The organism is Actinopolymorpha singaporensis, assembly GCF_900104745.1.
Classification (GTDB): Bacteria; Actinomycetota; Actinomycetes; order Propionibacteriales; family Actinopolymorphaceae; genus Actinopolymorpha; species Actinopolymorpha singaporensis.
In genome coordinates, this window is record NZ_LT629732.1 from 2,199,133 (window position 1) to 2,225,787 (window position 26,655).

The window sequence follows — 26,655 nt, forward strand, 5'->3', positions numbered from 1 at the left end:
TGACGTAAGGTAGCCGACACTCGGGTAATTCGGGATATGCCACACATCGGCTGCCACAAACCGTAACCTCTCCCCATGCCACGTCAGGGGGATCACCGCGTACGTCATCTCGCCAGGTGGGTGGCGACTCCGGTGCTGGCGCTGAGCGCCGCACTGGTGTTGTTCGCTCTCACCCAGGGCGCTCCGGCGCTGCTGGCAGGTGCTGCCATCACCACGCTCGTGTCCGGAGTCGTCGCGGTGGCCGTCTACGACGTCGAACTACTACGTGCCCGGCGCACGCACGGCGCCGACCGGGCCGCGCAGGCGCGTTCCTACGCCGCGATGTACGCCGCACACGTCCGGGTGATGGCGCAGGGCTTCACGCTCGCCAACAACCGCCAGCGGCTCGAGGTCCCCGTCAAGTCCGCAGGGGACGAGGCCGCCGGGACGCCTGAGGCCGAGTCGGCTGCGAAGGTCGGGCAGGCCACCCCGGTGGCGCGCGCGGTGACGCAGGTACGCACCCAGCGGCGAGCTGCCGGCAGCGGAGGCCAGGTTGAGTGGGACACCCTCGCCGGCCCCGGCGAGGACGTCCGGTCCGAGGCGCCTGCCGAGAAGGTCGAGCCGGCGAAGAAGACCGAGCCCGCCGAGAAGACCGAGCCCGCCGAGAAGGCCGAGCCTGCCGAGAAGGTCGAGCCTGCCGAGAAGGTCGAGCCTGCCGAGAAGGTCGAGCCCGCCGAGAAGGTCGAGCCCGCCGAGAAGGTCGAGCCCGCCGAGAAGGTCGAGCCCGCAGACGGGGCCAAGGCGCAGGAGGGGAAGTCGGCGGCGCCGGAGCTGTGGAAGAGCCTCCCCGAGGCCCCGACGGTCGTCGATCTCAAGGCGTGGGAGGTACGCGCCCGGATCGCCGAGGAAGAACGCGCCGCCCGGCAGAAGACGCAGGGCAAGTCCGAGGACGCCAAGCAGGACGCCAACCGCAACCAGCCCGCCGACGGCACCCCGGCCAAGAACGCCGCGCCGGCGAAGGCCGTCGAGGCCGACGGCCACGAGGAGTCCCCGGCCCAGGAGCGCAAGGGCGCCTGACCGCCGCTGGCTGCAGTTGACCCGCCCGACAGCCCGAACGACAGCCCAGGAAGCGGGCCGGCCGAGCCAGTCTCGGCCGGCCCGCTTCCTGCGCAGGCCGACGTGCAGGCCCTGCCGCTCGAGCTACTTGTCCGACCTACTTGTCGATGTCGCCGACCACGAAGAACAGCGACCCGAGGATCGCCACCAGGTCGGCGACGACGCAGCCGGGCACGAGTTCGGGCAGCACGGCGATGTTGTTGAACGACGCCGAGCGCAGCTTCAGCCGCCACGGCGTCTTCTCACCGCGGGACACGAGGTAGTAGCCGTTCAGGCCGAGGGGGCTCTCGGTCCAGGCGTACGTCTGTCCCTCCGGCGCCTTGAGGATCTTCGGCAGCCGGACGTTGACCGGCCCGGGCGGGAGTGAGCGCAGCCGGTCCACGCAGGCGCGCGCCAGGTCGAGGGAGACGTGGATCTGGTCCCGCAACACGTCGAACCTCGCGAACGAGTCACCCTCGGTGCGGGTGACCACCCGGCCTGGGCCGCCCGGCCCGAAGAGTTCGCCGTAGCCGAGGTACGGCTCGTCCCGGCGCAGGTCGAAGTCGACGCCGCTGGCCCGGGCGATCGGTCCGGAGACACCGTAGGAGTGCACCAGGTCCGCCGACAGGACCCCGACACCGCGGGTACGGGCCCGGAAGATCTCGTTCCCGAAGATCAGGTCCTCGACCTCGGGCAGTCGGCGAGCCACCGCTTCGATCGCGGCGTCCACCCGCCCCAGCCAGCCGGCGGGCAGGTCCTCCTTCAGGCCGCCGACCCGGTTGAACATGTAGTGCATCCGGCCGCCGGAGATCTCCTCCATCACCTGCTGCAGCGTCTCCCGCTCGCGGAAGGCGTAGAAGATCGGCGTGATCGCGCCGACCTCCAGCGGATAGCTGCCGAGGAACATCAGGTGGTTCAGGACGCGGTTGAGTTCGGCCAGCAGGGTCCGTGCCCACACCGCGCGGACCGGCACCTCGATGCCGGTCATCCGCTCGACGGCGAGGACCACGCCGAGTTCGTTGGCGAACGCCGACAGCCAGTCGTGCCGGTTGGCGAGCATGATGATCTGGCGGTAGTCGCGTACTTCGAACAGTTTCTCCGCGCCGCGGTGCATGTAGCCGACGACGGGTTCGCACGAGACGATCCGCTCGCCGTCGAGAGTGATCCGCAGCCGCAGCACGCCGTGGGTGGCCGGGTGCTGGGGGCCGATGTTGAGGATCATGTCCTGGGTGGCGAGCTCGTCACCACCGCCCCGCTCGTAGCGTTCCGTCCCACCGGACAGGCCGGCGGCTCCCGCGCCGAGGCTCACGATCCGTTCGGTCGTCACGTCGCCCATGCTCGCACGCGGGCGGCCGGTCGATCCGCACGGCTCGGCCGTCGCTCCGGCAGCCTGCCCCGGCAACCCCCTCGGCCGCACGGCTCGGCCGGCCTTGTTCGCTCAGCTAATCTCCATGGCTATGGACACGTTGTTCGCGCCGCCGGGGGAGCGGTGGCAACCGGTGTCCCCTCGTCTTTGCCAGCTACGGCGGGTGATCCTGGCGTTCTGGACCTGCCTGCTGGGCCTGGCCGGAGCGCTGGCGGTGGGCCTGGTGCTGGGCTGGGGTTACGCCGCGGCCGTGGTGGCGGTGGCTGCCGCCGTCCTCGGCTGGGGCTGGTGGGTGATCGGGCGCAACTGGCGTTCGTGGGGGTACGCCGAGCGGGGCGACGACCTGCTGGTCACCCACGGTGTGCTGTTCCGCACGCTGGTGGTGGTGCCGTACGGCCGGATGCAGTTCGTCGACGTCACGGCGGGCCCGGCCGAGCGGAAGTTCGGGATCGCCAAGGTGCAGTTGCACACCGCCACCCCGGCCACCGACGCCGAGATCCCCGGCCTGCCGCCGGAGGAGGCCGAACGCCTGCGCGACCGGCTGGCCGCGCTCGGCGAGGCGCGGGCAGCGGGCCTGTGAGCGAGCAGGCGCACCGCGAACCCCTCGCCGCCGGGGAACCGTTGCCGGACGGTGGCGACCAGGCCGCGGTGACCGCACTGCGCCGGCTGCACCCGGCGACGCCGGTACTGAACGGCTGGAAGTGGTTCGCACTCGCGGTCGCGGCGATCGGCCAGAACGCCGTCCGGGACCTGAACTACAAGCTGTTCGGCCTGCAGGTGCTGGCCGCCCTGGTCCTCGGCGTGGTGCTGGGGATGTTCTCGTGGTGGTTCACGAAGTACCGCATCGAGGGCGAGGAACTGCGGATCGAGAGCGGCTTCCTGTTCCGGCGTTCGCGGCGGATCCGGATCGACCGGCTGCAGGCGGTGGACATCGTGCGGCCGGTGCTGGCGCGGTTCCTCGGGGTGGCCGAACTCCGGCTGGAGGTCGCCGGCGGCGGCAAGACCGAGGCCCCGCTGGCGTACCTGAACGAGCCCGGCGCCCAGCAACTGCGGGCAGAGTTGCTGGCTCGCGCGGCCGGGCTGGACGCGGACACCCCGGAGGCGCCCGAGCACCAGCTGGTCGCCGTACCACCGGGTGTCCTGCTGGCGTCCACCGTGGTGAGCGCGCCGTTCCTCACCGCGGTGCTGGGGTTCGTGGTGGTGGCGATCGCGTCGGTGGTCGTCGGCGAGATCGTCGGCCTGGCGTTCCTGCTGCCGTGGGCGCTCGGTGGGCTCGGGGTGGTGTGGCGGCAGTTCGTCGGCGAGTTCGGCTTCACCGTGAGCGAGTCGCCGGACGGCCTGCGGATCCGCAAGGGGCTGCTGGACACCTGGGCGCAGACGGTGCCGCCGGGCCGGGTGCAGGGGGTGGAGATCGAGCAGCAGTTCCTGTGGCGGCCGAAGGGCTGGGTGAAGCTGTCGGTCGACGTGGCGGGGTACGGCGGGAAGGGCTCGGAGGGCCAGACGTCGTCCACCCTGCTGCCGGTCGCGCCCTGGCCGGTGGCCCGGGCGTTGCTGGAACGCGTCCTGCCGGGAGTGGACGTCGACGGCGTGGCCCGGGTCCGTGCGCCGCGGCGAGCCCGCTGGCTGCGCCCGATCGGCTGGCGCTACCTACGGCACGGTGTGGACGACCGGGTTTTCGTCAGCGACGCCGGCTGGCTGACCCGGCGTACCGCGGTCGTGCCGCACGTCAAGATGCAGAGCGTGCGGGTCACCCAGGGGCCGTACCAACGGCTGCTCGGCCTGGCCAGCGTGCACGTCGACACCCCCGTCGGTCCGGTGAACGCGGTCGCGCTGCACCGTGCTCCGGAAGTCGCCCGCGACCTGGTGCGCGACCAGGCCGAGCGCTCCCGGCTGGCCAGGCGCACCGCCGGGCCCGAGCGCTGGATGCAACGCCGGATGGCGGTCGCCGCGGTCCCGCCGGACGCGGTTGCCGCGCCTCGGTCCGCGGAGCACGCCGAGGGTGCCGTACGACAGGACTACCCGGAGGGTGGCATACGACCGGACGGCGACGGGGACAGCGCCGTCGGCGGATCCGGCTCGCCCAGCGCCTGACACAGGTCGACCGCCCCGGTGCCCGCGCTGCCGGCCTTCGCCTGGGCCAGCCACCAGAAGTCGCCGAGCCCGCCGGGCGCGACGAGTTCGGCAGCCTCGCCGGCCCGGGACAGAGCACCCAGATAGCCGACCGGGTCCGAGCCGGCCAGCGCGAGCGGGGGCCGGGCGCCGTCCACGCCGAGAGCGGTCAGCGCCGCGCGCTGGGAGGTGAGCAGCGTCTCGTCGGCGCCGGCTCGTTCGCCCGCCCGGGCGACCGCGTCCACCGCGACATGGGCGGTGATGTCGCAGGACCGGTCGGGTACCGGCGCGACCGGCCGACCGGATCGGTAGCCCCGCAGGGTGCCGGCCGGTGGGCGCCGCCACCGCACGTGGCCGTAGTCGACGGCGAGCGCGAGCCCCGACCGCAGCCGGCGTACGACATCGGCCCAGGCCAGGTCTCGCGGCCGGCCGATCTCCGCGCGGGCGCCGGGCGGCCCGTCGGTCAGCGGCCACCACTCGGCCAGCCAGGCGAGGTCCTCCTCGCCCGCGGGGGCGCCCAGGCGTTCGTCGCCGGTGGCGGCGTCGACCTCCACCAGCCGGGTCACCCGGGCGTCGTCGAGTTCGGCGACGTCGACGGCGATGTTGTCCAGCCACTCGTTGGCGACCAGCAGCCCGTCCACCTCGTCGGGAAGGTCGGCCGACCACCGTACGGACGCGGGCAGGCCGGCCGGCCGCTCGGCCACCTCGATGCCGACCAGCCCGAGGTCCGGGTCGAGGTCGTGCAGAGCGCGCAGGAGTTCGCCCCGCCCGGCGCCGACGTCGACCACGGTCCGCGCGCCGACGGTCCGGGCCAGCCGCAGCAGAGCGGCGGCGAAGGCGGGGGAGACGTGCACGGACGTACGAAAGTGCGCGGCCGGCGCCTGCGTACGGAAGAAACCCTCCGCGCCGTACAACGCCTCCTCGGTCGCGGCCCGCCACGTCCGCCAGTGCCGCCCGTTCGCGTCCCCCATGGCCGCGACCCTATGCGGTCAACTCTCCGTTCGGCGGGATGCTCGTGCCCGCGGACGGTGCCGCGTCCTACCCAGGGCGGACGCCCGCCGACAGGGTGCGACGTACGCTCAGGCACGTGCGCCTCCACCAGCTCTACGACTGGCCGCGCCGCCGGCCCTACCTCGTGGACGGTGCGCTGGCCGGCTCGCTCGCGTTGTTCGGGCTGCCGATCGGGTACGCCGTGGACAACGTGATCGGCCTCCTCGTCAGCACGGCGCTGATCGTGCCCCTGGTCTGGCGGCGCCGCTACCCGATGTGGGTGTTCCTCGTGGTCACCCTGGCCTGCCTGGCCCAGGTGGTGTTCATGAGGTCGCCGATAGGTGCCGACGTCGCGTTCCTGTTCGCGCTGTACTCCGCCAGCGCCTACTCCCGGCAGACGGCGGCCCGGATCGGCGCGCTCCTGGTCGGTGCGGTCGGATCGTTCCTCGGCCCGGTCGACTGGGGTCTGCTGGACTACTCCCCACGTGGCCTGGTGACCCTGCTGCTGCCCGGCTTCGTCCTGCTGGCGATCGTGGCGTTCGTGTGGACGTTCGGCGACCTCATGCGCACCCGCCGGGCGTACGTCGGGGAGCTGGAGGAACGCGCCCGCCGACTGGAGATCGAACGAGACCAGCAGGCCAGGCTGGCCCGGTCGGCCGAGCGGGCCAGGATCGCCCGCGAGCTGCACGACGTGATCGCGCACTCGTTGTCGGTGGTGGTCGCCCAGGCCGACGGAGGGCTGTACGCCGGGGCCAAGGACGCCGAGGCGGCCCGGACCGCCCTGGCGACCATCGGCAAGACCGGCCGGCAGGCGCTGGCGGAGATGCGCCGGCTTCTCGGCGTGCTGCGAACCGACTCCGCGCCGTCGATCGTCTCCGCCGAGCCGGCGGCCGGACCCGGCGAGCTGCCGTACGCCCGATCGGACACGACCCGCTCGGAAAGCCTGTCGGGCACCTGGCCGCAGCTGCGTCCGGATGTCGAATCGGATCCGCGCTCGGACCGGCTCTCGGACCCGCGCTCGGACCGGCTCTCGGACCGGCTCTCGGACCCGCGCCCGGCCCCGCGTCGGCACGTCGGCCCGGGCAGAACCATCGGGGAGCCGGTCGCCTCGGAGCGAACCGGTCCCGAGCTCGCCCCCCAGCCGAGCCTGGCCCAGCTTCCGGACCTGATCGAGCAGGTGCGTGCCAGCGGCCTGCCGATCGAGGTGGAGGTCGGTGGCGACGAGCGCCCACTCGCCGGCGGCACCGAACTCGCGGCGTACCGCGTCGTACAGGAGGCGCTGACGAACACCCTCAAGCACGGCGGGCCGCACACCAGCGCCAGCGTCCGGCTGCGCTACGGCCGGGACCGGCTGCGGATCCACGTCCTCGACGACGGCCGCGGCGGTGCGGCGCGCGGCGACGGCAACGGGCACGGCATTCTTGGCATGCGTGAACGCGTCGCGGTCTACGGCGGCCTCCTGCGGGCCGGCCCGCGGATCGGCGGCGGCTTCGAGGTGCTGGCGGAGATCCCGCTCAGCGGAGACGAGACGAGGGTGGGCACGTGAAGATCCGGGTCTTCCTGGTCGACGACCAGGTGCTCGTACGCACCGGCTTCACGATGGTGGTCGACTCCCAGCCCGACATGGAGGTCGTCGGTCAGGCGGGCAACGGTGCCGAGGCCCTCGAACGCCTCGGGGCGGTCGGTTCCGATGTCGTTCTGATGGACGTCCGGATGCCCAGGATGGACGGCGTGGAGGCGACCCGCCGGCTGCGGGCGCGCGGCGGGGACGCGCCCCGGGTGATCGTCCTCACCACCTTCGACCTGGACGAGTACGCCTTCACCGCGCTCAAGGCCGGTGCGGCGGGGTTCCTGCTGAAGGACGCGCCACCGGACGACCTGCTGTCGGCCATCCGGGCGGTGCACTCCGGTGACTCGGTGGTCGCGCCGAGCACGACCCGGCGGCTGCTGGAACGCTTCGCCCCCCATCTGCCCGACCAGGAGGAACGCCCCGACGAGCGGGTCACCGGTCTCACCGACCGCGAACGCGAGGTGTTGCTGGAGGTGGCCCGCGGCCTGTCCAACGCGGAGATCGGCGCCCGGCTGTATCTCGCCGAGGCGACCGTGAAGACACACGTGGGACGGATCCTCGCCAAGCTGGGGTTGCGTGACCGGGTGCAGCTGGTGGTCTTCGCGTACGAGAACGGCCTGGTTCGCGCCGGCCGCTGAGCCACCTGCGGTCGTGGTCCGGGAGGTCGGACAGCGGTGCCCCTAGGGGTGTGCCGTACGCCGCAGGTCGTACCCGCCACACCCCAGGCCGTACCGACGAGCCATCATCAACCATCATCGCGGCGGACGCTCGGCGACGGCCCCGGAGCCTAGGCTCGGCGATGGTTGGTCTGCCGAGGGCAGACCCCCTGCCCACGAAGGAGTTCGCGCATGACATCCGCGCCATCGACGGTCGGCGTCCAACCGGCCGCCAGCGCCGTCGACCTGGTCAAGACCTACGGCTCCGGCCCCACCGCGGTCCGGGCGCTGGACGGCGTTTCCCTGGAGTTCGGCACGGGGCAGTTCACCGCGATCATGGGGCCGTCCGGGTCGGGCAAGTCGACGTTGATGCACTGTCTGGCCGGGCTGGACGCCGCGACGTCGGGCTCGGTCGTGCTCGGTGGCACCGACCTCACGAAGCTCTCCGACCGGCAGCTCACGGTGCTGCGCCGGGAGCGGGTCGGTTTCGTCTTCCAGGCGTTCAACCTGATGCCCACCCTGACAGCCGAGCAGAACATCACGCTTCCCCTGGAGCTGGCCGGCCGCCGCCCGGACGCGGACTGGCTGGCGACGCTGGTCGACGTCCTCGGTCTCGGCGACCGCCTGCGCCACCGTCCTTCCGAACTCTCCGGCGGCCAGCAGCAGCGGGTGGCGATCGCCCGCGCGCTGGCGTCCCGTCCGGACGTGGTCTTCGCCGACGAGCCGACCGGAAACCTCGACTCCCGTACCGGCGCGGAGGTGCTGTCGTTCCTGCGCCAGTCGGTACGCGAGTTCGGGCAGACCGTCGTCATGGTCACCCACGACCCGGTGGCCGCGTCCTACGCCGACCGGGTGGTGCTCGTCGCCGACGGCCGGGTGGTCGGCGAGATCGACCGGCCCTCCGCGGGCGCGGTGCTGGACGCCATGCGTGAGCTGGGGGCCTGACCGATGCGCCGGATGATCCTCGCCGCCCTTCGCGGGCACGCCGGCCGGTACGTCGCCGGTGGCCTGGCCATCATGCTCGGCGTCGCGTTCGTGGCCACCGCGCTGATGGTGCTCAGCTCGGCCCAGGCCGCGATGGCACAGGCGGCGGGCGCACAGTACGCCCGCGCCGACCTCGTGGTCACCGGCTCCGCGGAGCCGATCACCCCCGCGGCGGTCGACCGGCTCGGCCGCCTCGACGGAGTGGCAGGCGTCGCTGGTCTGGCCGCGTCGGGTGCGCGGGTGACCTTTCCCGGCTCGTCCCGGCCGGCCGCGGTAGGCGTTTCCGGGTTGCCCGCCGACCCGTCCTTCCGCTGGCACCGGGTCGACGCCGGCCGGCTGCCGTCCGGACCTTCGGAGGCGGCGGTTCCCCGCGACCTCGCCCGCGACCGGGACCTGAAGGTCGGCTCGGTGCTGCGGGTCCACCCGGAGAAGGGGCCCGCCCGAGCGGTCCGGGTGGTCGGCGTGGTCAGCGGTGGAACGCTGCTGGACAGTTCCTCGCTGGTTGCCGACGACCGGGCGATCGCCGCCTGGTCTGGCGAGGTGACCTACGGCGAGGTGCTCGTCCGCGCCGCCTCCGGTGCGGACCGGTCCGCCGTGACCGACCGGCTGCGCAAGGACCTCGCGGGCGCGACGGTGCAGACCGCGGAGCAGCGCACCGACGACCAGGTCAGGTCGTTCACCAACGGTGTCGACGTGCTCGGCGGTTTCCTGCTCGGGTTCGCGGGCATCGCGGTCTTCGTGGCCACCCTCGTGGTGGCCAACACGTTCACCATCCTGCTCGCCCAGCGCACCCGTGAGCTTGCGCTGCTGCGCTGCGTCGGCGCCCTTCGCCGGCAGATCTTCGGGTCGGTGGTGGCCGAGTCGCTGCTGCTCGGACTCGCCGCCTCGATCGCCGGGCTCGGTGTGGGCACCGGGCTGGCCGGACTCGCGGTGATCCTGCTGGGCCGGTCACCGCTCGGCATCCCGACCGGCGGGCTGGTGGTGACCCCGGCCGGCATCCTCGTACCCCTCGTGGTCGGTCTGGTCACCACCGTGCTGGCCGCGCTCGCCCCCGCCCGCCGGGCGACCAGGGTGTCGCCGCTGGCGGCGCTGCGACCGGAGCTCGCGGCCGGTGCCCGCTCGCGAGCCGGAATCGTCCGGACCACGCTTGCGGTGCTGTGCGTGCTGGCCGGTGCCGCCACGTTGTTCGGCGCCATGACGCTGACCGGGTTCCTGGCCGCGCTCGCCCTCGGGATCGGCGGCGGACTGTTGTCGTTCGTCGGGATCCTGCTCGGTGCGCCCCTGCTGGTTCCCGCGCTCGTACGCCTCCTGGGCGGGCTGACCGGACGGCTCGGCGGCCCGCCGGCCCGGCTGGCCGTCGGCAACGCGGTCCGCAACCCGCGGCGCACCGCGGCCACCGCCGCGGCCCTGCTGGTCGGCGTGACCCTGATCGCGATGATGAGCGTCGGCGCGGCGTCGGTGCAGAAGTCCTTCCACGCCTCGCTGGACAGCAGGTACCCGCTCGACCTGAGCGTGGACGTCCAGACCGGCGCCCTGCCCGACGCGGTGGTGAAGGGCGTGCCCAGGGTCGAGGGCATATCGCGTACGGCAACGCTCACCAGCGCGCAGGTTCGGCTCGCCGCCGCGGCCCGGTCGGCGTCGGGCCGGCCGATCGAGACGACCGTCTTAGCGGTGGACCCCTCGGCGGCGCACTCGGTGCTGCGCAACCCGAAACTGCTCGACGGCCTCGGCGACCGTACGGCGATCATGGGACCGTCAACGGCGAGCTCGATCGGCGTCCACCACGGCGACCGGATCGTGCTCGGTTCCGGGAAGTCCCGGGTCGACCTGCGGGCACAGGTGGTGCGAAGCGACGCGCTCCCACAGGTGCTGGTGAGTTCGGCCGACCTGGCCCGGGTGGCGCCGAAGGCGCCGGTCAGCGCGGTCTGGGCCCGCGTCGCCGACACCGCCGACGGCACCCAGGTGGTCAGCCGGGCCCAGGAAATCGTCGGGAACGACGACACGATCCACCTCGGCGGCGCCGCGCCAGAACGCGCGGTCTACGACAAGGTGCTGAACATCCTGCTGCTGGTGGCCACCGGGCTGCTTGCAGTGGCCGTGGTGATCGCCCTGGTCGGCGTGGGCAACACGCTCAGCCTGTCGGTGCTCGAGCGCACCCGCGAACAGGCGATGCTGCGTGCCCTCGGGCTCACCCGCGGCCAGCTGCGGGCGATGCTCGCCGGCGAGGCGTTGCTGATCGCCGCGGCCGCGGTGGTCGCCGGGCTGGTGCTCGGCACCGCGTACGGCTTCGCCGGTACCCGGATTCTGCTGGGCGAGGTGACCTCGCACATCGAGCTCGGCGTACCGGTTGCCCGGCTGGTGCTGGTGGCGGCGGTCGCCCTCGCCGCCGGGCTGGCAGCGTCGGTGCTGCCGGCGCGGCGAGCGGTACGGGTACCCCCGGCCGCCGCGATCGGCACCGAGTGAGGCTGCGACGCTGAGGGCCGTGGCTCGAGTGGGCTCAGCGGCCGAGCCCCAGCACCACCGACAGCACGAACACGAGCGCCACGACGGCGAGTTCGAGGTAGCCGAGGATCAGGCCGGTCACCGCGAGCCCGATGCCGTCACCGTTGGTCCGCCGGATGCGAGCCAGCGCCAGGTGCCCGGTGACGATGGCGGGTACGGCGCTCATGCCGGTGGTGCACAGCCCGAGCACCGCGCAGGCGACGGACACCTTGGCCAGCGGCTCGGTCGCGCGTACCGGCGCGGGCACGTAGTTGGCCCACGGGTTGGCCAGCGGTGCGGGCGGCGCGGGCGGCGCGGGCGGCGCGGGCGGCAACCGGTTCGAGGGATAGCCGGGGTCGGCCGGATGCGTGCCGGGGAGTGCCCCTGGAAGCGCACCGGGAAAGATGCCGCGTACGCCCGGCAGCCGGGGCTGGCCGGGGTGCTGGGCGATCCCACCGATCGGCATCGTCGGCGGGATCACCTGGGCCGGCTGCCCGGTCGGCAGCTGCTCCGGCGACTGCTGCTGGGGAATCGGGAAGGGAGTGGGACCGACGGGGAGGTCGGCGATGATCTCGGCGAGTTCGCCGTACGTACGGGCTTCCATCACGGCATCTACGCGGTCGTGGTGTTCGCCCCAGTCCAGCCGTCCTTCCGCGAGGGCTGCCTTGAGCACGTCGGCCGCGCGTTCCCGGTCGGCGTCGGACGCCCGCATCGAGTGCCAGTCGGTGCCCATGTCACCCCCAGCCGCTGGGAGCCGGCCCACGCTGGAGGCGGCCCGGCGTACCTTCCCCTCTCGCCATTGTGCCGCCGGATCCGGGGAATGACCGCTCTCTCATCCAGGCCGCCCGTGAGGTCGGTAGTTCCCCCTGGGTTCTCGAATGCCCCGGATGCGCGGTGTCGCGGGAGTGATCCGAACGGATTGAGACCGGTCTGGACCGGTTGGGAACCGGTTGGAACCGGTTGGGACGGTTGCGACCGGTGGCCTCGGCAGGTCGTCAGTGGCTCAGGCCGGCGATGATCCCCGCCAGGATGAACAACGTGCCGCCGACGACGTGGAGGTAGCCGAGGACCAGGCCGCCGATGGCCATCCCGCGGCCCTCGTCGCCGGTGTTGCTGACGCGGCCCAGCGCGAGGTGGCCGGTGACGATGGCCGGGATGGCGGACAGGCCACAGGTCAGCGGCGCGACCGCCCCATGATCAGGGACGCCTTGGCCAGCGGCTCGGTCCGCCGCGTCGGGACCATTGCATGCGTCCCCCACGGGTTCGCCTGGAGCGCTCGGTTGGCCGCGTCGAAGGAGGGTGGCGTGAACGGCACCGGCCCGGCCGGCAGGTCGGCCACCTGACGCTGGATCTCGCCGTAGGTCTGCGACCGCAGGACCGCGTCCAGCCGGACGCGGTGCTCGGTGGGATTGAGCCGCCCTTCGGCGAACGCCGCCTTCAGGATGTCCGCCGCGCGCTCCCGGTCGGCGTCGGACGCGCGCATCGAGTGCCAGTGGTTCATGCGTCCCCCTCGGCGGCGTCGATCCCCGCTGCCCGTGCGGGGAGATCTTGGATCAGGTTACGTCGCTCCCGGCCGTTCGGCAGGGGCATGGGTGACCACCACGGAGACGGGCCGGGATGAGTAACGGATGAGTACGGATCCGCCTGCGCAGCCACCAGTACGCTGGCCACGCCGCGGAACCGGTCGCGGACGAACTCCTCCGACGCCCCGGAACCATCGATGCGGAATCATCGCAGACGCATTCGAGACGTGTTCCAGACGGATTCGAGAACGGAAAGGCCCGGCCCATGCTGCTCGCCGTCGACGTGGGCAACACCCACACCGTGCTCGGCCTGTTCGACCGAACCCGGCTGGTCGAGCACTGGCGGGTGTCGACCGAGGACCGGCGGACCGCCGACGAACTCGCCGTGCTGGTCGCCGGGTTGCTCGCCGGGCACACCGGCGCGGAGGGCGTGACGGGGGTCGCGGTCTGTTCCACCGTGCCGACGGTCCTGCACGAGCTCCGGGAGATGGTGGCGCGCTACTACGGCGAGGTGCCGAGCGTCATCGTCGAGCCGGGTGTGCGTACGGGCGTTCCCGTCCTGATGGACAACCCCCGCGAGGTGGGCGCGGACCGGATCGTGAACGCGCTCGCGGTGTACGAGCAGTTCGGGACGGCCGCGATCGTGGTCGACTTCGGTACGGCCACGACGTTCGACGTGGTGAGCGAACGCGGGGAGTACGTCGGCGGGGCGATCTCCCCGGGGATCGAGATCTCGCTGGAGGCGCTGGGCCGCCGGGGCGCGCAGCTGCGCAGGGTCGAACTCCTTCGCCCGCGTACGGTCATCGCCAAGAACACCGTCGAGGCCCTCCAGTCCGGTGCCGTCTACGGCTTCGCCGGCCAGGTCGACGGGCTGGTGACCCGGATGATCGACGAGCTCGGTCTCGACCCGGCCGCCGTCACGGTGGTGGCCACCGGCGGCCTGGCCCCGGTGGTCGTCGAGGAGTGCCGCACGGTGAACGCGCACGAGCCGTGGCTCACGCTGCACGGGCTGAGACTGGTCTTCACCCGAAACCAGCCCGCCGGCTGACGGGTCAGACGGGGTCCAGACTGGCCCAGGCGGGGTTCACATGGAGCCGGAAAGGATGGGCCCGTGCGGCCAGTGCGCGGCCTCCAGCGCCCGTCTGGCCTGCTCGCTGACCATGGCCAGGGCCACGTCGTGGCCGCGCAGCTGACCCTGCCGGACCAGGGCGGACAGGAAGCACAGGCCGGCGTACTCCAGCGTCGTCACCTCCCGGACGTCGACGACCACCCGGTCGCGGCCGTCGATGTCGTCGAGCATCGCGATCTGCTCCACCGCCGCGTCCAGTCGCGGGCGCAGCGCCTCGTCGATCCGGCCACGCAGGTGGACCAGGATCTCCCGGTCTCCGTGGTCGACCACCTCGACGTCACCCATGGGTCGTACCTCCCCGTCGTCGGCAGGCACCCTGCCCACCACGCTACGGCGAGGTCGGGTCCTCAGGTGGTCGACGCCCGCGCGAAGTCAGCGACCGGCCGGGCGCGCGGCGAGGAGTTCGCCCAGCTCAGGAACTTCGGTGAGGGACGTACGGAGCAGGTCGGGAAAGTCGGAGGTGACGCCGGCGACCCCGATTCGCAGTGCGTGCAGAAGGCGGTCGGCGTCGTTGGCCGGCCAGCCGATGACCTCGAGTCCCTGCCGGTCGCACTCGCCGACGAATTCCGCGTCGAGGTGGGCCAGGCCCAGACAGAGCACGTCGACACCGAGTTCGCGGGCCTTGTCGAGGAAATCCTGTGGTGCGCGGGAGGAGATGAGTCCGGTACGTACGCCGGAAAAGTACTGCCGGGTGTCGGCGATGACGTCGACGGAGAATGAGGTGACGGTAACCCGGTCCAGCAGTTTCCGGTCGCGAATTGTGTCCACGGCGGCACGGCCCGCTGCGAACGCCTTGATCTCGGCCTGAATCGGTATGTCCACCGCGTCGAGGACCTCGTCGAAGGTCGGGATGGTTTCTCCCTGGCCGGCGTCGAGTTGCTTCAGTTCGGCCAATGTCAGGTCGGCGACGTCGCCCTTTCCGTCGGTGGTCCGGCTCACGTCGCCGTCGTGCAGGATCACCAGGTGACCGTCGCGGCTGACCCGCAGGTCGAGTTCGATGGCGTCGGCGCCTTCGGCGACCGCGCGGCGAAATGATCGCAGGGTGTTCTCGGGCTCGAGGCCCATGGCCCCGCGGTGTCCGATGAGCGTGAAGGTCACTGCGTCCGTCCTGTCCGTTCGGATTCGTTCGGGCGTTCGGTGGTCGGTGAGGTGAGGTGCGGTGAGGTGCGGTGAGGTGCGTACGAGCGGTGTACTGGCGGTGTGGCTGGGTGTATCGGAGCCTCTCACGGAACGTCGCGACGGGACCGGAAGGCCCGCGGGCGATCCGCCGTCGGAGGCGAAGTTTTTGCCGGTACCCCAACAAAGGAGAGAACCCCCGCACCCCATAATCTTGTGAGCCATGACCGAGACACCGGCGACAAACCCCGCCCGAGAGGAAGACGATCTTCCCGAGCAGATGCGGATTAGGCGGGAGAAGCGTGAGCGCCTGATCGGTCGCGGGGTCGACCCTTATCCGGTCTCGGTAACCAGAAGCCACACCCTGGCCGAGCTGCGTTCGGCCTACCCCGACCTGCCGGCCGACCATGCCACCGGTGACACGGTGACGGTCGTGGGCCGGGTCATTTTCTCGCGGATCGCCGGCAAGTTGTGTTTCGCCAGACTGCGCGACGGCGACGGAACCGAGGTCCAGGCGATGATCTCCCTGGACCGGGTGGGCGAGGACTCCCTTGCAGACTGGAAGGCCACCGTCGACATCGGCGACCACATAGGCGTCGAGGGCGAGGTCGTCACCAGCCGCCGGGGTGAGCTCTCGGTCGCGGCCACCCGGTGGTTCGTGGTTTCCAAGGCACTGCGCCCCCTTCCGGTCGAACACAAGGACCTTTCCGACGAGTCCCGGGTTCGCCAGCGTTATCTCGACCTCATCCAGCGCCCGCGTGCCCGTGACCTGATGCTGGCCCGCTCGACCGTTGTCTCCTCGATCCGGCGCACTTTGCTGAACCGCGGTTATCTCGAGGTCGAAACCCCGATCCTGCAGGCGATCCACGGCGGTGCGGCCGCGCGCCCGTTCGCCACCCACTTCAACGCGTTCGACCGGGAGTACTACCTCCGTATCGCGATCGAGCTCTACCTCAAGCGGCTCGTGGTGGGCGGCGCCCACAAGGTGTTCGAGATCGGCCGCAATTTCCGGAACGAAGGGATCGATTCCACTCACTCCCCGGAGTTCACGATGCTGGAGGCCTACGAGGCCTACGGCGATTACCACACGATGGCCGAGCTCGTTCGCACTCTCGTCGTGGACGCGGCCAGGGCGCTGGGGTCGACCGTCGTGCCGGACGGACGCGGCGGTGAGATCGACCTGGAAGCCCAGTGGCACTGGCTGCCCATTCACGAGGCGGTCTCCGCGGCGGTCGGAGCAGAAGTGACTCCCGACACCACCGAAATGGAACTCCGCGGCCACGCCGCTCGTTTCGACGTCGAGTTGCAGCCGGGCTGGGGCGCAGGTGAGGTCGTGCTCGAACTCTTCGAGAAGCTGGTCGAGCACACGCTGATCGAGCCCACATTTGTCTGCGACTATCCCGCCGAGGTCCGTCCGCTGGCCCGTCCGCACCGCAAGGATCCCCGATTGGCGGAGGCGTTCGACCTCATCGCCGCCGGGGTCGAGTTGTCCCCGGCCTATTCGGAGTTGGTCGATCCGGTCGAACAACGCGAGCGGCTGGTGGAGCAGTCCGTACGCGCGGCCGGCGGGGACGTCGACGCGATGCAACTCGATGAGGATTTCCTCCGTGCCCTCGAATACGGCATGCCGCCGACCGGCGGGATGGGCATGGGAATCGACCGTCTGGTCATGCTCCTCACCGGTGTCCGCTCCATTCGCGACACCATCCTCTTCCCTCTGGTGAAGCCGGACGTGTGAGTAGCGGGGCCGACCGTGCAGGGCAATACGCAAGACGCGGTTGGCAGTCCGGTCGAGCCCTTGGCCGCAGCCCCGGGGCGGCGTACTGGTCGTGCTGCGCTCGTACTCTGCGCGTACTCCGTCCGGTCTTCTGCCGGTCTTCTGGCCGGTCTTCTCGGACTCCATTGGCGGTGCCCGCTGCGATTGCGGCGTGGCGCGGCGTGAGCAACGGAGATTTGCGCACTTGGCGCTTATTCCATGTTTGCCCGGGCCGGTCGCTTGGCTCTATTGTTGTCACCGGCCCCCTAAATTCTGAGAAGGGAACAGCAGTGGCGACGAAGACCAACGTCGTTCTCATCGACGACCTCGATGGTTCCGAGGCCGAGGAGAGCGTGAAGTTCGGCTTGGACGGTGTGTCCTACGAAATTGACCTGTCCGCCAAGAATGCGACCAAGTTGCGTAACGCCTTCGCGACCTATGTGGGTTCGGCTCGTCGGGTCGGTGGTCGCGCCGCCCGCGGTCGGGCCGGCCGGCCGGCCGGCGGATCGGCCCGCAAGCCGGAGACCGCCGAGATCCGGGCGTGGGCGCGCGACCAGGGATACGACGTCAGCGACCGGGGCCGCATCCCGGCCGAGATCATCGAGGCTTACCAGAAGGGCCGGCGCTAGTCCGGCCGTGACGGCTCTCGCCGGCCGGGGCCGTTCGGGCCCGGCGCGCCGACTTGATCCGCCGCCGGCCGGGCGCACCACACCGACGATGACCATGTCGCCACGGTCCTCAGGTACGCCGTCGGTGTAGGTGGCCACACCGGCCCTCAACTGGTCTCGGTGCAGACCCCCGGGGATTCGTTCCCCGGGGGTCTCGTCGTGTGTTTCGCCCCGAGTCGTCTCGTTCGGCCAGCTTCGGAGAGTGATTGGTCGTCACGCAACGTCGGCCATCCGGTGATCTCCCGGCCGCCGTCCGGGATTCCTCCCGAGTGCTTGTTCGGGGTACTGCCGCGCGTGTTCGGTGCCGCGGCCCGGGTAGGGTCCGTCCGAGCCCGGCCACGAAGATGGCCATGTCCGGGCTGGACCAGCTCCAGACACGCGCGGTATTGGGTGGTCCGCCCGCATTCCCGGCGTTCGCTTCCGGCGTAACGCCTCGCCAGCGGGCCCGGCATGGAACACAGTGGTAGGTCGACGAGTTACACAGTTACGTACTGCTCACCGCTCGCCGGCAGTTCGATCCCCACTCGCAACATGGTGGGAGGAGGCTGTGTCGGGAGCGGGGACTAGCATGAAATGCAGGGGCCGGGTAGATCCGGACTCCCACGCCGTCTCCAGCCCGGGGAGCGAAAGATGTTCGAAAGGTTCACCGACCGCGCGAGGCGGGTTGTCGTCCTGGCCCAAGAAGAGGCCCGGATGCTCAGCCACAACTACATCGGGACCGAGCACATCCTCTTGGGCCTCATCCACGAGGGTGAGGGCGTCGCCGCCAAGGCGCTCGAGAGCCTCGGTATCTCGCTGGAGGCTGTGCGCGCCCAGGTCGAAGAGATCATCGGCCAGGGTCAGCAGGCACCCAGTGGGCACATCCCGTTCACGCCGCGGGCCAAGAAGGTCCTCGAGCTGTCGTTGCGTGAGGCCCTCCAGCTCGGTCACAACTACATCGGCACCGAACACATCCTGCTCGGTCTCATCCGCGAGGGTGAGGGCGTGGCTGCCCAGGTGCTGGTGAAGCTCGGCGCCGACCTCGGCCGGGTCCGGCAGCAGGTGATCCAGCTGCTGTCCGGTTACCAGGGCAAGGAGACCGCAGGCGCGGCCGCCGGTGCCAGTGGCGAGAGTTCCCCGCAGGGGTCGCTCGTTCTCGACCAGTTCGGGCGCAACCTCACCCAGGGTGCGCGCGAAGGCAAGCTCGACCCGGTGATCGGGCGCGAGAAGGAGATCGAGCGGGTCATGCAGGTGCTGTCCCGCCGCACCAAGAACAACCCTGTGCTCATCGGCGAGCCCGGCGTCGGCAAGACCGCCATCGTCGAGGGTCTCGCCCAGGCGATCGTGCGCGGAGACGTGCCCGAGACGCTCAAGGACAAGCAGATCTACACCCTCGACCTGGGTGCCCTGGTCGCGGGCTCGCGCTACCGCGGTGACTTCGAGGAACGCCTGAAGAAGGTGCTCAAGGAGATCCGCACCCGCGGTGACATCGTGCTCTTCATCGACGAGCTGCACACCCTGGTGGGTGCCGGCGCGGCCGAGGGCGCGATCGACGCGGCGAGCATCCTCAAGCCGATGCTGGCCCGGGGTGAGCTGCAGACCGTCGGCGCCACCACGCTCGACGAGTACCGGAAGTACCTCGAGAAGGACGCCGCGCTGGAACGCCGCTTCCAGCCGATCCACGTCCAGGAGCCCTCGATGGCGCTCACCATCGAGATGCTCAAGGGCCAGCGCGACCGTTACGAGGCACACCACCGCGTGACGATCACCGACCAGGCGATCGTGGCGGCCGCCCAGCTTTCCGACCGCTACATCTCCGACCGGTTCCTGCCCGACAAGGCCATCGACCTGATCGACGAGGCCGGTTCGCGGCTGCGCATCCGCCGGATGACCGCGCCGCCGGACCTTCGGGAGTTCGACGAGCGGATCGCCAACGTCCGCCGCGACAAGGAAGCGGCCATCGACGCGCAGGACTTCGAGCGTGCCGCGTCGCTGCGCGACGAGGAGAAGAAGCTCATCGCGCAGAAGGCCGAGCGGGAGAAGCAGTGGAAGGCCGGCGACATGGATGTCGTCGCCGAGGTCGACGAGGAGCTGATCGCGGAGGTCCTGTCCACCGCGACCGGCATCCCGGTCTTCAAGCTGACCGAGGAGGAGTCGCAGCGTCTGCTCCGCATGGAGGACGAGCTGCACAAGCGCTACGTCGGCCAGGAGGACGCGGTCCGCGCGCTCGCCAAGGCGATCCGGCGCACCCGTGCCGGCCTGAAGGACCCGAAGCGTCCAGGTGGCTCGTTCATCTTCGCCGGCCCGTCCGGTGTCGGTAAGACCGAGCTGTCGAAGGCCCTGACGGAGTTCCTGTTCGGCGACGAGGACGCGCTCATCCAGCTGGACATGAGCGAGTACTCCGAGAAGCACACCGTCTCGCGGCTGTTCGGCTCCCCGCCTGGCTACGTCGGCTACGACGAGGGCGGACAGCTCACCGAGAAGGTGCGCCGCAAGCCGTTCTCCGTCGTGCTCTTCGACGAGGTGGAGAAGGCCCACCCGGAGATCTTCAACTCCCTGTTGCAGATCCTCGAGGAAGGCCGGCTCACCGACGCACAGGGTCGGGTGGTCGACTTCAAGAACACCGTGATCATCATGACCACCAACCTCGGCACCCGCGACATCGCCAAGGGCGTCAACCTCGGCTTCACACAGTCGAAGGACGCCGGTGGCTCCTACGAGCGGATGAAGTCGAAGGTCCAGGAGGAGCTCAAGCAGCACTTCCGGCCGGAGTTCCTCAACCGCGTCGACGACATCATCGTCTTCCCGCCGCTGACCGAGGAGCAGCTCGTCGACATCGTGGACCTGCTGGTGGCGAAGGTCGAGGAGCGGCTGCGCGACAAGGACATGGGCATCGAGCTGACGCAGAACGCCAAGCTCCTGCTCGCCAAGCGCGGCTACGACCCGGTGCTCGGCGCCCGGCCGCTGCGGCGGACGCTGCAGCGCGAGATCGAGGACACGCTGGCGGAGAAGCTGCTGTACGGCGAGCTCACTCCCGGCCAGATCGTGCTCGTCGACGTCCAGGGCGAGGGCAAGGAGGCGACGTTCACCTTCACGGGTACGTCCAAGGCTCCGGTGCCCGACCTGCCGACGATCGAGGCCAGCACCGAGTAGGCAGTAGCACCACCGAGCTCCACGGGCATCGAAGGGGGCGGCCGCACAGCGGTCGCCCCCTTCGTGTGTCCGGAGATCAGGCCGGAGCCTGGCCGATCAGGGTCGCAGGCGGGCGAACAGCCGCTGCGTGCCGTCGTCCAGGACGGCGGCCGCCTCCGGGCTGAGGCCGTGGCCCCGCAGCGCGGCGATCCTGCGCCGCAGGGCCCACAGCTGGGCGTGGGCCGGGCGCCCGCGTTCGGCCAGGTCGGCGAGGGTGTCCAGGGCCTGGCTCAGCGCCTGTCGGGCGTTCGGGCTCACCTCTGCCGGCCCCAGTCCGGCCAGTACCCGCTGCAGGTCCGGAACGCTCCAGGGGCGGTAGGTGGCCCGCAGGCCGCGGCTGGTGCCGTTGGCTCCGCCGAGATCCACCTCGACGGTCAGCGGATCCAGCGTGATCACCCGGAGGCCCTCGTCCGCGGCCAGCACCCTGTTCGCCGGCACCCCGACGCTGATCCACACCTTCCCCGCGGCCCGGGTCGGATCGGACACCGCGAGCGCGACCTCCTCGTCACCTTCCTGCACCACCACACCGGCCGGCGCTCTGGTGGACACGATCGACGCCGCACCGAGAGCCCACAGGTTCACGCCGAGCACACCGGCGTTCAGCGCTCGTACGGCCTGGACGCGGGAGGTGTTCGCGACCACCGCGGTCCCGGGCCGTTCGGCGTACCGTCTGGTCGTCTCCGCGTCGGCGGTCGGCAGCAGGACGTAGGAGTACGCCGCCTGGTCGGGATCCACGCCGTGGTCGAGCCAGAGGGTGAAGTAGTCGCGGGGGAGCGGGGTGTCGTCCTTCCAGGATGGGTGCTGGGTGATGTCGGACCAGCGGCCCACCCGGTGCTCGCGTTTCAGGTGCGCCTTGACGCCATGGGGGAAGACGTACCCGCCCGTCCCGGCGAGGTGGACCCACCGGGCGGCCGGCACGGTGGTCTGCTCGCCGAGCCCGGGCACCGCGGTCGTGCCGTTCACCACCACCGCCTCGGTCCCGGTCGCCAGCCGGCGGTTCTCCACCACCGTCTCCACCCGGCGGCCGTCGTGCGCGGTGATGCCGGTGCCCAGCGCGACCACCTCGTCGTCGAAGCAGAACCATGACCTTCGCGACACCAGCGAACAGCCCTGCGACGCGAGCCACATCCCCACCGCGGTGTAGCGGTCGGCGAGCGTGGTGCCGCCCACCCAGTCCTGCGGGTTGAGGTAGCCGCGGCCCTCCATCGGCCGGCGTTCACGCACGTCCACCGTCGTGCCGGGAATCCGGTAGGGGTCCACCGTGGGCCAGAACCCGTCGTTGTAGTGGTCGATCTGGTGGTCGTAGAGGTAGGTGGCGCCGTCCGCGGTGAGCCAGCCGCGGAGGTTCTCGTCGTTGATGGACTCGAAGTTCGCGATCCGCCGGGAGCACATCGAGATGCCGTACGCCCAGTTCGTACGCCGGTGCACCACCCGGTCCATGGCGGCGAAGACGTGGCTGGTCACCAGAGGTCCACGCCGGGGTACGGACTCGTCGGCGAGGAGCGTGCGCGCCTGCAGGAGAGCCGGGACGCTGCGACCGGCCAGCGGGTCGTCCTGGGTGTCGGCCAGGATCCACTCCTTGAGCATCGGCCCGAGCCAGGCGCTGGTCTCCGCCGGCGCGGCCACCCACAGGCCGAGGGCGGCGTCGACCGCGGCGTGCCCGGCGTGGTGGTCCTGTTCGTTGTGGCGGGCGATGACCCGGCCGCTGGCCATGTCCATCAGCCCGCCGTGCCAGATCAGCGGGTCGTAGGCGTCCCGGATCCACTCGTAGACGATGGGGTCGCTGACCGCGAACGGCGTCCCCGCGACCCGCTGGAAGATCCCCGGCAGCGTCGCCAGCAGGCTGACGCCGTAGGAGCCGTTGTAGGGGTAGTAGTCGTGCTGGATGAACGACCCGTCGCGGTGGAAGCCGTCGCCTGAGTCGGCGTACGACATCACCGGTGCCAACCCGTCCACCCCTAGCCGCACCGCGGCGGCGTCCCCGGCGAGGATGCCGCGGCCGACGACCACGTCGGCGGTGAGCACCCGGTTGGCCGCGGTGGCGATGGGCTCGGGCGTGTAGTTGGCCACCGCCCGGGTGTAGGCCCCGATCCGGTCCGCGCTCAGGTCGTCGTACACCAGCATCGCGGCGAGGTTGAAGCTCTGCGGCCCCGAGATCATCCACTCGTACCAGTTGCCGATGATCTGCCCGTCCTCGCGGTAGTAGTGCGCGACCATCCAGTCCATCGCGGCGATCACGTCGGCGAGCAGCTTCGGGTCGCCGTGAGTGTCGATGCCGGGGGTGGCCCAGCCGAGGGCCATCCGGGACAGCCGGCCGAACGAGATCGAGATGGCGAACGAGATCTGCACGTCGAGCCGGGCGTCCGGCCACAGGAACGCCCGGTCCGCCCCGGTTTCCATCGTCGACCACCACTGGTGGGTTTCCGCGGCGAGCCGTGCGAGTCCGGGGGCGATCGCCGGGTCCGCCGGGTCGTAGTCGCTGCCCACGTAGCCCGCCCGCCACTGGGCGCGCATCCGGGCGAAGTCGTCCCCGGCGGCGGACGGCGCGATGCCTGCGGCTGTGACGGCCGCGACGGTGGCCGCGGCCCTCTCTGCCGGGGTGGTGCCGGCCCGGGCCGGGTGAGCGCTCACCAGGCCCGCCAGGCCCGTACCGGCGAGGAGCGCACCGAGGTGGAGCGCGTGCCGTCGGGACAAGGGGAGGGGCTGGGGACTCTCGGGGTTTCCCGCGTCGTTCAAGGTCGGTCTCCGTTCGTCGTTCGGAGCGGCGGCGGGGAAGGCGCGACCTTCGTGTCTAGGCCCGAATCAGTACAAAGTGAAGAAAAACCGGTGAGATCGGTCGTCCGGTTGCCGTCAGGGCGTGGGTGGGAACACCGGCGCACTGACCGGGAGCCGGAACGTCCCGTCTGCCAGCGGCTCGACCAGCCCGTCGGCGACCAGCGTGTCGAGGGCGCGTTCGCGCTGCGGCGCCGCGGACCAGGCGGCGTCCAGGTCGGCTCGGGTGACCGGCCCGCTGGCCTCGCGCAGCACCCGCAGCAACCGGCCCCGGCACTGCCGGTCGGTTCCGTCGTAGGACTGCCGGCGGCGGGGCGGTCCGTCGTACGCCGGCTGTCCGGCAAGCCGCCACGCACAGCGGCGCCGGATCGGGCAGTCCGCGCACCGCGGACCTGCGGCCGTGCACACCAGGGCGCCGAGTTCCATCGTGGCCACCGCCCACCGGGCGGCGGTCGCGGGTTCGTCGGGCAGCAGGGCGAGCGCGGTCCGGCGCTCGGCGGCGGTGGTCGCCGTGGGCGGGTACTGCACGCCGTCGACGGCCCGGGCGAACACCCGGCGCACGTTGGTGTCCAGGACGACGTGCCGGCGGCCGAACGCGAACGAAGCGACCGCGGCGGCGGTGTAGTCGCCGATGCCGGGCAGGTCACGCAGCTCGTCGTAGTCGGCGGGTACGTCGCCGCCGTGCCGCCGGCTGATCGTGGTCGCGGCGGCGTGCAGTCGCAACGCGCGGCGCGGGTAGCCGAGCCGGCCCCACTGGCGTACCGCCTCACCGGGCTCGTCCGCGGCCTGCGCGGTCGGCGTGGGCCAGCGATCGAGCCACGCGGCGTGTGCGGGGAGCACCCTGCTCACCGGTGTCTGCTGCAGCATCACCTCGCTGACCAGCACCGACCACGGCGAGGCGTCCGGACGGCGCCAGGGAAGGTCACGGGCGTTGGTGGCGTACCACGCGAGAACGGGCGTGTGCAGCGGTGACTTCGGCATGGCGGTTCCGATCCTGCCACGGGGCCGGGACCGTACCCGGCAGCCGTACATGGTCACGGCGGCGCGGCACATGGTGTCGGCGCGGCGTGGGAACCCGGACATCCGGCGGCGGGCAGTTAGCCTCCGCCTATGATCCGCCCGCTGCTGCGTCCCGTCGGGCCGTTGCCTGCTTCGGCGTACTGGCTTCGGCGGGGTGTCCTGCTCGCCGTCGTCGTTGCGCTGGTGTGGGCGCTCGTGGCGTTGTTCACGCCGGACGGGCCGAGTCGTGGGACCGCGCAGGGCGCGGCGACGGCCAGTCCCACGCCGTCGCAGGACCCGACGATCGAGCCAACCAGCGCCGCTGACAAGGGCGGGCCGGTGGGGCGTTCGCCGGCGTCGACCGGCAAACCGTCCGAGACTCCCTCGCCGTCGCCGACTGCCTCGACGTCTCCGACGCCGTCGAAGACACCGACCCCCGAGTCCAGCCCGAAGCCGACGCCCGGCGGGTCCGCCCGGCCGGTTGCCTGTGAGCCGGGCACGCTCGGCGTCGAGGCCGAGGTGACCCAGAGTCCGGTCGAGGCCGGCAAGCCGGTGGTGGTCACGGTGCGACTGCTCAACAGCGGGTCGGACCCGTGCAGGCTGACGATCGACTCCAGTACGCTGCGCGTGCTCGTCACCTCCGGCAGCGACCACATCTGGGACACGGCGGACTGCCGCGGTCTGCCCGAGGTGCCGGTCGTCCTGAAGGCGAAGGAGCAGCGCAACCTGACCGTGCGGTGGCCGGGGGTGCGCTCCCGTGAGGGCTGCCCGAGCGGGCAACCCGCGGCGAAGCCTGGCTACTACGCAGCGGACGTCACCGTCGGCGGGGTGGGTCCGGTCCGCACGCGGTTCCGGCTGAGCTAGGCCCGACCTGGTGGCACCGCTGCCGTCCGGCCCTGCGCCGACCGGTTCCTGAGATTGCCCCGACGCGCTCGTGACACTACGGGCGCGGGGGTACTAGCGTGCCATCAGCGCCTGCACGTAATCGCCTGTCGTTACGTCGTTCCGCACAGCTTTGCGCAACTCGCTCAGGGGTGGGGGGACTTCTCGGCGAGCGGCGCGCATCGGTCGGGTACAACGAACGGAGTGGCACAGCATGGCGGACCTTGCGATCGGCGTGATCGGCTACGGGCTGCGGGGCAGTCTGGCACGGCACGCGCACCGGCCCGGTGAAGGCTCGAGGCTGGTCGCGGTGTACGACCCGGACGTCGCGGCGCACCAGCGGTTCCGCGAGGCGTTCGGCTCGGACGTCGCCGCCACGACCGACCTTGACGAGTTCCTCAAACTCGACCTCGACGCGGCGTTCGTGCTCAGCCCCGACTTCCTGCACGAGGAGCACGCCCTCGCCCTGCTCGACGCCGGCATCCCGGTCTACCTCGAGAAGCCGATGGCGATCACCACCGAGGGCTGCGACCGTCTGCTGCGGGCCGCACAGCAGAAGGGCGGCCGCCTCTACCTCGGCCACAACATGCGGCACATGCCGTTCGTCCGGGAGATGAAGAAGCTGATCGACTCCGGCGCGATCGGTGAGCCGAAGGTCGCGTGGTGCCGGCACTTCGTCGGCAACGGCGGCGACTTCTACTTCGGCGACTGGCACGCCGAGCGCAAGTACGGCACCAGCCTGCTGCTGCAGAAGGGCGCGCACGATCTCGACGTCCTGCACTGGCTGTGCGGCTCCTACGCCAGCGAGGTCACCGCGATGGGCGACCGGATGGTCTACAGCGCCGACCAGGGCGGCGAGGAGGACCCGTGGTGGCAGGGCGAGCGCAACCTCAAGCGCTGGCCGCCCAAGTCCCTCACGGGCCTCAACCCGAAGATGGACGTCGAGGACGTCTCGATGATGACGATGCGGCTGCAGAACGGCATTCTCGCGTCGTACGAGCAGTGCCACTTCACACCCGACTACTGGCGCAACTACACGATCATCGGCACCGAGGGCCGGATCGAGAACTTCGGCAACGGCGAGCCCGGCACCGTGATCCGGTTGTGGAACCAGCGTCACGACTACGCCGCCCAGGGCGACCACGAGGTGTCCCTCGGCGAGGAGACCGGCGGCCACGGCGGCGCCGACCCGCGGATCGTGGCGGAGTTCCTGCGCTACGTCCGTGAGGGCGGCCAGACCGACACCTCGCCGGTGGCCGCGCGGTACGCGGTGGCGGCCGGCTGCGCGGGTGCGGAGTCGCTGCGGTCGGGGAGCAGGCCGGTACGCGTGCCCGAGGTCGACCCGCAGGTCACGGCGTACTTCGACCAGGCCTGACGTCGGGGTCGCTCGGGTCGCACTCTCGAACGAG

General features: G+C 71.3%; 21 protein-coding genes and 1 pseudogene. 13 read left to right on the plus strand and 9 right to left on the minus strand.

Annotated elements, in window-relative coordinates; genetic code table 11:
• Positions 1 to 75: 75 nt before the first annotated feature.
• Complete coding sequence (locus BLU27_RS10060) at positions 76 to 1,056, plus strand: hypothetical protein (protein ID WP_157728386.1); 981 nt, start codon at positions 76 to 78, stop codon at positions 1,054 to 1,056.
• A 136-nt stretch (positions 1,057 to 1,192) separates the two neighbouring features.
• Here the strand turns inward: BLU27_RS10060 and BLU27_RS10065 are convergent, their stop codons facing one another.
• Positions 1,193 to 2,401, minus strand: coding sequence for an NADH-quinone oxidoreductase subunit D (locus tag BLU27_RS10065; protein ID WP_241827894.1), 1,209 nt, complete (start codon positions 2,399 to 2,401; stop codon positions 1,193 to 1,195).
• A 124-nt stretch (positions 2,402 to 2,525) separates the two neighbouring features.
• On the opposite strand from BLU27_RS10065, the gene BLU27_RS10070 reads away from it, so the two are divergent.
• Positions 2,526 to 3,020: a PH domain-containing protein gene (locus BLU27_RS10070; RefSeq protein ID WP_241827895.1), complete on the plus strand. Its 495-nt coding sequence runs from the start codon at positions 2,526 to 2,528 to the stop codon at positions 3,018 to 3,020.
• Entirely contained in the window at positions 3,017 to 4,531 is a 1,515-nt protein-coding gene (locus BLU27_RS10075; protein ID WP_092652678.1) for a PH domain-containing protein, read from the plus strand. The genes BLU27_RS10070 and BLU27_RS10075 overlap by 4 nt, the downstream gene beginning before the upstream one ends.
• Here BLU27_RS10075 and BLU27_RS10080 read toward each other — a convergent pair.
• A complete protein-coding gene (locus tag BLU27_RS10080; RefSeq protein ID WP_092652680.1) occupies positions 4,456 to 5,520 on the minus strand; it encodes an SAM-dependent methyltransferase in 1,065 nt (354 codons plus the stop codon). The two genes, BLU27_RS10075 and BLU27_RS10080, sit on opposite strands and share 76 nt — an antisense overlap.
• A 116-nt stretch (positions 5,521 to 5,636) precedes the next feature.
• Between BLU27_RS10080 and BLU27_RS10085 the strand changes: the two genes are divergently transcribed.
• The 4 genes from BLU27_RS10085 to BLU27_RS10100 all read left to right on the plus strand — a co-directional run bounded on the left by BLU27_RS10085 (position 5,637) and on the right by BLU27_RS10100 (position 11,212).
• Positions 5,637 to 7,085: a sensor histidine kinase gene (locus tag BLU27_RS10085; RefSeq protein ID WP_172804925.1), complete on the plus strand. Its 1,449-nt coding sequence runs from the start codon at positions 5,637 to 5,639 to the stop codon at positions 7,083 to 7,085.
• A complete protein-coding gene (locus tag BLU27_RS10090) occupies positions 7,082 to 7,747 on the plus strand; it encodes a response regulator (RefSeq protein WP_092652684.1) in 666 nt (221 codons plus the stop codon). The genes BLU27_RS10085 and BLU27_RS10090 overlap by 4 nt, the downstream gene beginning before the upstream one ends.
• Positions 7,748 to 7,957: 210 nt before the next feature.
• Entirely contained in the window at positions 7,958 to 8,710 is a 753-nt protein-coding gene (locus BLU27_RS10095; RefSeq protein ID WP_092652686.1) for an ABC transporter ATP-binding protein, read from the plus strand.
• A gap of 3 nt (positions 8,711 to 8,713) precedes the next feature.
• Complete coding sequence (locus BLU27_RS10100) at positions 8,714 to 11,212, plus strand: FtsX-like permease family protein (RefSeq protein WP_092652688.1); 2,499 nt, start codon at positions 8,714 to 8,716, stop codon at positions 11,210 to 11,212.
• A 34-nt stretch (positions 11,213 to 11,246) separates the two neighbouring features.
• Here the strand turns inward: BLU27_RS10100 and BLU27_RS10105 are convergent, their stop codons facing one another.
• The 3 genes and pseudogenes from BLU27_RS10105 to BLU27_RS30320 all read right to left on the minus strand — a co-directional run bounded on the left by BLU27_RS10105 (position 11,247) and on the right by BLU27_RS30320 (position 12,731).
• Entirely contained in the window at positions 11,247 to 11,963 is a 717-nt protein-coding gene (locus BLU27_RS10105) for a DUF1707 and DUF4190 domain-containing protein (RefSeq protein ID WP_092652690.1), read from the minus strand.
• 361 nt (positions 11,964 to 12,324) lie between these two features.
• Positions 12,325 to 12,408: pseudogene (locus BLU27_RS30315) on the minus strand (DUF1707 and DUF4190 domain-containing protein); the annotation flags it as partial.
• On the minus strand, positions 12,405 to 12,731 hold the full coding sequence (locus tag BLU27_RS30320; protein WP_241827896.1) for a DUF1707 SHOCT-like domain-containing protein: 327 nt from the start codon (positions 12,729 to 12,731) through the stop codon (positions 12,405 to 12,407). The pseudogene BLU27_RS30315 and the gene BLU27_RS30320, both read right to left, overlap by 4 nt.
• A 287-nt stretch (positions 12,732 to 13,018) precedes the next feature.
• On the opposite strand from BLU27_RS30320, the gene BLU27_RS10115 reads away from it, so the two are divergent.
• Positions 13,019 to 13,801, plus strand: coding sequence for a type III pantothenate kinase (locus BLU27_RS10115; protein WP_092652692.1), 783 nt, complete (start codon positions 13,019 to 13,021; stop codon positions 13,799 to 13,801).
• Positions 13,802 to 13,837: 36 nt separating this feature from the next.
• Here BLU27_RS10115 and BLU27_RS10120 read toward each other — a convergent pair whose 3' ends face one another.
• Positions 13,838 to 14,167: an STAS domain-containing protein gene (locus BLU27_RS10120; RefSeq protein WP_092652694.1), complete on the minus strand. Its 330-nt coding sequence runs from the start codon at positions 14,165 to 14,167 to the stop codon at positions 13,838 to 13,840.
• An 87-nt stretch (positions 14,168 to 14,254) separates the two neighbouring features.
• Positions 14,255 to 14,980 carry a glycerophosphodiester phosphodiesterase gene (locus BLU27_RS10125; RefSeq protein ID WP_092652696.1) on the minus strand — a complete coding sequence of 242 codons (726 nt, stop codon included), beginning with the start codon at positions 14,978 to 14,980 and terminating at the stop codon, positions 14,255 to 14,257.
• Positions 14,981 to 15,221: 241 nt separating this feature from the next.
• Here BLU27_RS10125 and lysS point away from each other — a divergent pair, with 241 nt between their 5' ends.
• The 3 genes from lysS (at position 15,222) to BLU27_RS10140 (ending at position 20,554) form a co-directional block, all read left to right on the plus strand.
• Complete coding sequence (gene lysS, locus BLU27_RS10130) at positions 15,222 to 16,736, plus strand: lysine--tRNA ligase (RefSeq protein ID WP_172804926.1); 1,515 nt, start codon at positions 15,222 to 15,224, stop codon at positions 16,734 to 16,736.
• 308 nt (positions 16,737 to 17,044) lie between these two features.
• The gene (locus tag BLU27_RS10135) at positions 17,045 to 17,383 is read left to right on the plus strand and encodes a histone-like nucleoid-structuring protein Lsr2 (RefSeq protein WP_092652698.1); all 339 of its coding nucleotides are present in this window, start codon (positions 17,045 to 17,047) and stop codon (positions 17,381 to 17,383) included.
• 669 nt (positions 17,384 to 18,052) lie between these two features.
• The gene (locus BLU27_RS10140) at positions 18,053 to 20,554 is read left to right on the plus strand and encodes an ATP-dependent Clp protease ATP-binding subunit (RefSeq protein ID WP_092652700.1); all 2,502 of its coding nucleotides are present in this window, start codon (positions 18,053 to 18,055) and stop codon (positions 20,552 to 20,554) included.
• Positions 20,555 to 20,650: 96 nt separating this feature from the next.
• Here BLU27_RS10140 and BLU27_RS10145 read toward each other — a convergent pair whose 3' ends face one another.
• Together BLU27_RS10145 and BLU27_RS10150 are read right to left on the minus strand one after the other, a co-directional pair.
• The gene (locus BLU27_RS10145; protein WP_157728388.1) at positions 20,651 to 23,329 is read right to left on the minus strand and encodes a polysaccharide lyase 8 family protein; all 2,679 of its coding nucleotides are present in this window, start codon (positions 23,327 to 23,329) and stop codon (positions 20,651 to 20,653) included.
• Positions 23,330 to 23,443: 114 nt separating this feature from the next.
• Complete coding sequence (locus BLU27_RS10150) at positions 23,444 to 24,346, minus strand: HhH-GPD family protein (protein WP_092657495.1); 903 nt, start codon at positions 24,344 to 24,346, stop codon at positions 23,444 to 23,446.
• Between the two features lie 129 nt (positions 24,347 to 24,475).
• Between BLU27_RS10150 and BLU27_RS10155 the strand changes: the two genes are divergently transcribed.
• Entirely contained in the window at positions 24,476 to 25,228 is a 753-nt protein-coding gene (locus tag BLU27_RS10155) for a hypothetical protein (RefSeq protein ID WP_092652704.1), read from the plus strand.
• 232 nt (positions 25,229 to 25,460) lie between these two features.
• Positions 25,461 to 26,621, plus strand: a complete 1,161-nt coding sequence (locus BLU27_RS10160; protein ID WP_092652706.1) for a Gfo/Idh/MocA family protein — start codon at positions 25,461 to 25,463, stop codon at positions 26,619 to 26,621.
• The last annotated feature ends 34 nt before the right edge of the window (positions 26,622 to 26,655 follow it).

Bases quoted from the DNA above. Each gene is read 5' to 3' on its own strand.
- lysS (WP_172804926.1), top strand. From the start codon at position 15,222: ATGACCGAGACACCGGCGACAAACCCCGCCCGAGAGGAAGACGATCTT.
- BLU27_RS10095 (WP_092652686.1), top strand. From the start codon at position 7,958: ATGACATCCGCGCCATCGACGGTCGGCGTCCAACCGGCCGCCAGCGCC.
- BLU27_RS10155 (WP_092652704.1), top strand. From the start codon at position 24,476: ATGATCCGCCCGCTGCTGCGTCCCGTCGGGCCGTTGCCTGCTTCGGCG.
- BLU27_RS10100 (WP_092652688.1), top strand. From the start codon at position 8,714: ATGCGCCGGATGATCCTCGCCGCCCTTCGCGGGCACGCCGGCCGGTAC.
- BLU27_RS10150 (WP_092657495.1), bottom strand. From the start codon at position 24,346: ATGCCGAAGTCACCGCTGCACACGCCCGTTCTCGCGTGGTACGCCACC.
- BLU27_RS10120 (WP_092652694.1), bottom strand. From the start codon at position 14,167: ATGGGTGACGTCGAGGTGGTCGACCACGGAGACCGGGAGATCCTGGTC.
- BLU27_RS10105 (WP_092652690.1), bottom strand. From the start codon at position 11,963: ATGGGCACCGACTGGCACTCGATGCGGGCGTCCGACGCCGACCGGGAA.
- BLU27_RS10160 (WP_092652706.1), top strand. From the start codon at position 25,461: ATGGCGGACCTTGCGATCGGCGTGATCGGCTACGGGCTGCGGGGCAGT.
- BLU27_RS10070 (WP_241827895.1), top strand. From the start codon at position 2,526: ATGGCTATGGACACGTTGTTCGCGCCGCCGGGGGAGCGGTGGCAACCG.
- BLU27_RS10080 (WP_092652680.1), bottom strand. From the start codon at position 5,520: ATGGGGGACGCGAACGGGCGGCACTGGCGGACGTGGCGGGCCGCGACC.
- BLU27_RS10115 (WP_092652692.1), top strand. From the start codon at position 13,019: ATGCTGCTCGCCGTCGACGTGGGCAACACCCACACCGTGCTCGGCCTG.
- BLU27_RS10140 (WP_092652700.1), top strand. From the start codon at position 18,053: ATGTTCGAAAGGTTCACCGACCGCGCGAGGCGGGTTGTCGTCCTGGCC.
- BLU27_RS30320 (WP_241827896.1), bottom strand. From the start codon at position 12,731: ATGAACCACTGGCACTCGATGCGCGCGTCCGACGCCGACCGGGAGCGC.
- BLU27_RS10060 (WP_157728386.1), top strand. From the start codon at position 76: ATGCCACGTCAGGGGGATCACCGCGTACGTCATCTCGCCAGGTGGGTG.